The 6,572-nt window shown below is 65.3% G+C and carries 5 protein-coding genes and 2 pseudogenes; 2 read left to right on the top strand and 5 right to left on the bottom strand.

Annotated features, from left to right (window positions below; translation table 11 throughout):
* The 5 genes and pseudogenes from ELR45_RS34600 to ELR45_RS05035 all read right to left on the bottom strand — a co-directional run.
* Nucleotides 1-343 (bottom strand): annotated as a pseudogene (locus ELR45_RS34600) (CehA/McbA family metallohydrolase); the annotation flags it as partial.
* An 81-nt stretch (nt 344-424) separates the two neighbouring features.
* A complete protein-coding gene (locus tag ELR45_RS05050; RefSeq protein WP_129663949.1) occupies nt 425-1,534 on the bottom strand; it encodes an ABC transporter ATP-binding protein in 1,110 nt (369 codons plus the stop codon).
* The gene (locus ELR45_RS05045; RefSeq protein ID WP_129664249.1) at nt 1,534-2,358 is read right to left on the bottom strand and encodes a carbohydrate ABC transporter permease; all 825 of its coding nucleotides are present in this window, start codon (nt 2,356-2,358) and stop codon (nt 1,534-1,536) included. Before ELR45_RS05045 ends, ELR45_RS05050 begins: the two co-directional genes overlap by 1 nt.
* A 71-nt stretch (nt 2,359-2,429) precedes the next feature.
* Nucleotides 2,430-3,401: a carbohydrate ABC transporter permease gene (locus ELR45_RS05040; protein WP_205856009.1), complete on the bottom strand. Its 972-nt coding sequence runs from the start codon at nt 3,399-3,401 to the stop codon at nt 2,430-2,432.
* Complete coding sequence (locus ELR45_RS05035; protein ID WP_205856008.1) at nt 3,379-4,785, bottom strand: extracellular solute-binding protein; 1,407 nt, start codon at nt 4,783-4,785, stop codon at nt 3,379-3,381. Before ELR45_RS05035 ends, ELR45_RS05040 begins: the two co-directional genes overlap by 23 nt.
* Nucleotides 4,786-5,190: 405 nt before the next feature.
* Here ELR45_RS05035 and ELR45_RS05030 point away from each other — a divergent pair, with 405 nt between their 5' ends.
* Together ELR45_RS05030 and ELR45_RS34595 are read left to right on the top strand one after the other, a co-directional pair.
* Nucleotides 5,191-5,934 carry a GntR family transcriptional regulator gene (locus tag ELR45_RS05030; RefSeq protein WP_129663945.1) on the top strand — a complete coding sequence of 248 codons (744 nt, stop codon included), beginning with the start codon at nt 5,191-5,193 and terminating at the stop codon, nt 5,932-5,934.
* Nucleotides 5,935-6,247: 313 nt separating this feature from the next.
* Nucleotides 6,248-6,572: pseudogene (locus ELR45_RS34595) on the top strand (hypothetical protein); the annotation flags it as partial.

Raw genomic sequence — 6,572 nt, 5'->3', positions numbered from 1 at the left:
GTCCGGCCGCCGGCGTGTCGATCTCGACGATGACGTCGAGCCCGTCACCGGGAACACGATGCAGGCCCAGCACGACGGACCAGATACCGGGCTCGAGCTCGCCGGGCAGGTACCCAGGGGTGGCCGAGTCGGCGGTGATGACGAAGCGCGAGCGTGCACCGCCCGACCACCCGCGGAAGCCGTCCGCGCCGAGGCAGCCCAGGTCGATGACGCCACGTTCGCGGTCGAAGGAGAGCCGCACCTCGACCGACGGCGTGCCGGGCGTCACCTCGAATGGCAACTCGAGGTACGGCGACGTCGTTCGATCCTCCGGTGTCAGCTTCCGCTCGATTCGGGTCGTCATTCTCGATCCTCCGTCTCCATGATCATCGAGGATCCGGTGTGCGCACGTACGCCGGATCCTCGATGATCATGAGGAGCCGCCTCAGCCCAGTGTCGGCTCGGACGTCACGGTGGCGGTCGCGCCGATGAGCGCGTCAGTCGTGGCATCAAACAGGAGCGTGCGGTCATGGCGAGCGACGACCCAGCCTCGCGTGCCGGGCGACGGTTCGTCGTCCTCGTCCACGACCACCTGGATCAGCATCTCCTGGGCTTCTACGGTGATCAGCGCGGACGCGCCGAGGTTCTCGACGATGGTGACGGAGCCCTCGACGGCGCCGTCTACGGGTGACGATGACCAGCGTAGGTACTCGGGTCGAGCGCCCCAGATCACCTCGTCGCCTTCCTTCACCTGGCCCTGCGCCGACGGCGGCAGCGGCACGGCTGAACCCGCCACTTCGACCCGATCGCCGGAGATGGTGGCGGGATGCAGATTCATCGGCGTCGAACCGACGAACCCGGCGACGAAGGTGTTGGCAGGCTGGGCGAAGATCTCGCGGGGACTGCCGATCTGCTGGAGCCGGCCGTCCTTCATGATGGCGATCCGGTCGGCCAGCGCCAAGGCCTCGGCCTGGTCGTGGGTGACGAACACCGTCGTGACGCCGAGCTCACGTTGCAGACGCTTGAGGAACGTCCGGGCTTCCAGCCGCAGCCGGGCATCGAGGTTCGACAAGGGCTCGTCGAACAAGAAGACCTGAGGGTTGCTGGCCACCGCGCGCGCTAGAGCCACCCGCTGCTGCTGTCCACCGGACAGCTGGCCGGGCCGGCGGCCGGTGAGCCCGTCCAGCGACAGCCCGTTGGCGGTCTCTTCCGCCGTCTCGAGCCGGGCACCCCGGGAGACCTTCTGAATCTTCAGCGGATACGCGATGTTGTCCGCGACGGACATGTGCGGGAAGAGGGCGTAGTCCTGGAAGACCATCGCCACCTTGCGCTTGCCCGGCGGCACGTTCGTGACATCGTGACCTCCGATGAACAGCTGGCCTTCGGTGGCGGCTTCGAGACCTGCGATGGTGCGCAGCAGTGTGGTCTTCCCACATCCCGACGGACCGAGCAAGGCGAAGAACTCGCCGTCCTCGATGGTGAGGTCGAGACCGTCGACGGCCCGGACGCCACCGGGGAACTCCTTCACCAGCTGTTGCGTGACGATCTCCGCCATCAGCTCTTGATACCTCCATAGAAACGGAACCCGTAGCGCCGGTTGACGAACAGATACAGCAGCACGACCGGGACGGAGAACAACAGTGAGAACGCGGAGATGAGCGCGAGGTTGGGCTGGCCGCCCTCGGTGTAGAAGGTGAACATCACGACGGCCGCCGGCAGCTTGTCCGGCGTACGCAGCAAGATGAACGGCACCAGGAAGTTGCCCCACACCTGCACCACACTCCAGACGGCGATCGTGGCCAGACCGGGCCGGGCGATCGGAACGACGACGTGCCGAAGAATCTGCAGCGACGACGCGCCGTATACGCGAGCGGACTCCTCATAGCTGCGAGGGGTGTTGTCCATGAAGTCTTTCAGGATGAAGATCGCCGCCGGGAGCAGCCCACCGGCCATCACCAACACCACCGCGAGCTGGGTGTCGATCAGGTTCAGCTCAGTGATCAGCACGAACGTCGGCACCATCGCGGCTGTCCCGGTGACGATCGACGACAGCAGCAGCAGCGAGTAGAGCAGCATGTCACGCCCGGGCACCCGGACCCGGGAGAGCGCATAGGACGCGAGCGAGGCGAGGACCAGCACGATGGCCATCGTGCTGAGGGAGATGATCAGCGAGTTACCCAGTGACTGCATCGCGAACGGGTTGTCCAGCAGTACGTCGAAGTTGTCCAGCGTGAACTCGGGAACGGACAGCCGCAACGCCGGAGCGCGGTCGAATGGGGCGCTGACCAGCCAGAGCACGGGCAACGCAAAGAACACGATGACGAATCCGATGAACACGAAGCGCCCGATCCGGCCCAGCGCGGTCCGGACGAACGCCATGCTCTGTTCGTGTGGGCTCGGTCCGTTCTCCGGACCCGGGGCCGCGGGCGTCGTCGATTCCGTGGCGGTCGTCACGTGTGCCTCCGTTCCCTGAGCACCCGCAGGTAGACCAGCGCGATGATGAGGTTGATCACGATCATGATGAGCGAGAACGCGGCGCCTTGACCGAGCTCGCCGGTCTTCAGCGCCAGGTTGTAGATGAAGACCGGGAAGATCTCCGTCTCCTGGCCTGGCCCGCCGCCGGTCAGCAGGTACGGCGTGAAGACGTTGAACGTCCACAGGGTGACCAGCAGGACAGCGGTCAGGATGTGGCCCCGGATGTTCGGGAACACCACGTCCCGGAGTGTGGCCCACGTACCGGCGCCGGACATCTTCGCCGTCTCCAGCTGAGACGGCGGTATCGAAGCCAGCGCCGAGCTGAACAGCAGCATCGAGAAGGCGGTGCCGTTGAAGATGTTGAAAGCGATGATCGACTGCATCGGGTACTCGAGCAGCCATGCGGTGTCTTCGGTGCCGAGGATGGCGTTCAAGGAACCGTTCCGACGGTCCAGCATGGCGAGCCACAGCCACGCGATGACCGAGGCCGGCAGGATCCAGGCGATCAGCACGAGCGTCTCGACAAAGCCGCGTACGGCCTTGCTCGCCCGGCGCATCAGCCACGCGATGGCGAAGCCGAGCAGCATCTGCCCGGCGATCGCGGAGCAGGCGACGAAGACCAGGGTCCGGGTGAGCGAGCCGACGAAGCGGTCGTCGGTGACCGCATCGACGTAGTTGTCCAGCCCGACGAACTCCGGCTCGGCGGCCGCCAGGCCGGTCAGCCGCCAATTGGTGACGCCCAGATACAGCGTCCACAGCGCCGGAAACACCAGGAAGATGGCGATGAGCACCAGCGCCGGCGCCACAAAAGCGCCGGCGCGGGCCCGCCCCAAGCCTGCCGCGTCCTCGTTGAGCCGCCGTCGCCGCCGGAGGAAGCCCCGCTCAGGCGTGGAAACAAGCGGAGGGTCCTCCGGCGGTTCTTGCTTATTCAGCGACGTTCTCGGCACCTACGATCCCTTCGAGCGTCGACTGGTACTGCTGCGCCGCGTCCGCCGGCGAGGTGCCGCCGACGACGGTCTCGGTGGCTTCCTGCAGTGCGATCGAGACCTCGGGGTATTCCTCGAGCCCGGGACGGAAGAATGAGATCGGCAGTACCTCTTCCGCGATGAAGGTGATCATCGGATCGTCGATGAGCTCCTCGTTCACGTCCGCCCGGGAGGTGATCCGCGGATCGTCCTTGTGCCGTTCCAGCAGCGCCTCGGGTGAGTTCATGAAGGCCATCAGCTCCCAGGCAAGATCTGGATGCTCGGTGTTCGGGTTGAGTACCTGGCCGCCTCCGCCGGACATGCTGACGAAGTCTTGCCCGTCGATACCGGCTCCCGGTTCCATGGCCGGGATCAGTGCCCAGCCGATGACCTCGTCCCGGTTCTCCATGGGAGCGATGTCCGAGTCCGCGTTGATCACCGAACGCCATAGGTAGTCGCCCTCGATCAGCATGCCGATCTCACCCTCGGAGAACTGCAGGAACGAGTTGTCCCTTCCTGCTGCCTCTTGCTGGAGCAGCGGGTCGCCCAGTTCCTCGTCGCCGTAGACGGTCGCATAGAAGTCGAGTACCTGTTCCATTCCTGGCGAAGCGCCCTGCCAGACATCGTCTTCCCAGACGGTGGCACCAGTCCCGGCCAGCAACGGCAGGAAGCCCTGCATAGTGGTCGCCTCGCCCATGGCCGTCCCGGCGTTGATCTGTAGCGGCACCACGCCGTCGAGGTCCTTCAGTGCGCGTGCCGCGTCCAGGATCTCGTCCCAGCTGGTGGGCTGCCAGTCTTCCGGAAGTCCAGCCTCGGCGAAGAGTTCTTTGTTGAAGTAGATGACGCGGCCGTCGGTGCCACCGGGGATTCCGTAACGCTCGTCGTTGAAGGACAGGTTCTGCTGGACGTTCTCGGTGATCTGATCCCAGCCGTCCCAGCTCTCCGACTCCGGATACACCTCGCTGAGCGGCTGGATGTATTCGGCTTGGGCGAACTCGCCGGTCCAGATCCCGTCGAAGCCACCGATCACGTCGGCGCCCTCGCCAGTCTGCAGGTCGAGCGCCAAGGCGGTCTTGTAGTCCTCATCGTCGACGCCGCTGCCCTCGAAGCCGACTGTCACCTCAACACCCTCGTCCGCCTTCATCGCCTCGAACTCGGGGATCACCCAGTCCTCGACCCATTCGGCTGCCTCGGCGTTCTTGCCGCCTTGGATCGCGTTCTCCGCCACGACGAGGGCGACCTGTCCGTCCTCGGAACCGGCCGCACCGTCCGACGAATCGTCGTCATCACCGCCGCAGGCTGCCAAGACGAGTGCGGGAACGAGGAGCGCCGCGGCGAATCTGCCGCGCGTGATGTAGGTCTTCATCCGTCCTCCAACTGCCATCGAGACTCGTGTCGAGTCGAGTCGGGTTCATACGTATCGGGATTCGCTGCCGCCGCATGCGAGGATGTCATGACGTTTAAACGTTCAGCTGGTCAGCGGCGAAACGGCCGAGGAACAGTAGCCGTCGGCATCATGGCCGGTCAGGGACCTGTATGGGGTCGTCATCGAACCTCCAGCAGCTGGCGCGCCCGGTCGACTCCGCAGGGGTTTGCCGGGCGGGGTTTCGGCTGCTGTCAGGTTGTCACGATCTCTTAACCTTGGCTAGACCAATCCACAACGTTGGTCGAATTGTGACCGAAAGTCGCGTACGTCTGGACAACCGGGATCTGACAGCTTGGATGTTTTAACATACTGATGTCCGTATACATTCGAGGATGAGGTGTCTGGATGGCCGAGAGCATCCCGCAGCTGGTAGTCGACCGCACCAGTCCGGTACCGCTGTATTTCCAGGTCGCTCAGCATCTTGAGCAGCTCATCGAGTCAGGCGTGTACCCACCGGGGACCCGGTTGGACAACGAGATCCTGCTCGCGGATCAGCTGGGCCTGTCGAGGCCTACCATGCGGCGTGCGATCGAGTACCTCGTCGACCGTGGTCTGCTCGTCCGCAAGCGCGGTGTCGGCACCCAAGTGGTCCAACCCAAGGTGCGACGCCCGGTCGAACTGTCCAGCCTCTTCGACGACCTGCGTGCCGCCGGGCGCGAGCCGCACACCGAGGTGCTCAGCTTCGAGATCCAGGCGCCGCCCGAGGCCGTCGCGGAGAAGCTCGGCGTACCGCCGGATACGGAGGTCTACGTGATAGAGCGGCTGCGCTACACGGGCGATGAGCCGCTGTCGATCATGCACAACTACATTCCGACCACCTTGTTGCCCTTGAGCCGCGAGGCACTGGCTGAGCAGGGACTCTACGATCTGATCCGGGCCGCGGGCATCGGGCTGACGATCGCGACACAGACCATCGGCGGCCGGGCTGCCCGAGCCGCGGAGGCGCGGCTGCTGGACGAGAAGCCGGGCGCACCGCTTCTCACCATGAACCGGATCGCCTACGACGAAGCCGGCCGGGCCGTCGAATACGGCTCGCACATCTACCGCGCATCCCGCTACACCTTCGAACTCACCCTCACCACCGGATAGGGGCGGCGCAGAGCGCAGGTGGAGCTGTCCTCGCCCCGGGTGGCCGGAGATTTCTTCTCCCTCTCACGCGGCCGGCGGGTTGCTCTACCTGCTGGATGCGTTGATCTTCCGCCGGCCGAAGATCAGTCAAGAAGCTCTCCGGCCCGTCGAGCCTTCAGCTTGGTCTGCGGCCGGCGGGGCGGATCGGGTTAGACACAGGGGTTCCTTGACTCACGTAACGCTGAGGGCGCTCGAACCCTATCCAAGCGTTACGTGAGTCAAGGAACCCCCGTTAACATGGCGTCATCGGGATGTCCCGAGAGTGGGTGCCGCGATGACGGAACTGCGACGACGCAACCGCCGTAACAGCGCCGGGCGTACTCGAGCCCAGCGCGATGTGGTCGAGTCGCGGGACGACGCCCGCCCCATCCGATCAGACGATGCCGCCGGGCATGCTGCCGGCACGGAGGCCGGCGGGGCACAGATTGACGTCGCCGCGGTTGAGCGGGATCTTCACGACGTGCTGGGAGACGACGGTTTGGTGACCGAGTACGCGCAGCGCCGCACCTACGAGTCGGACGGCCTCGCAGCGTACAAGAGCGTGCCCGCACTCGTCACGCTGCCCGCCAGCGTCGACGAGGTGGTCGGCGTGGTGAGGA

It is taken from the genome of Phytoactinopolyspora endophytica (assembly GCF_004138495.1).
GTDB lineage: Bacteria > Actinomycetota > Actinomycetes > Jiangellales > Jiangellaceae > Phytoactinopolyspora > Phytoactinopolyspora endophytica.
This window is presented reverse-complemented; position numbering and strand designations above follow the sequence as displayed.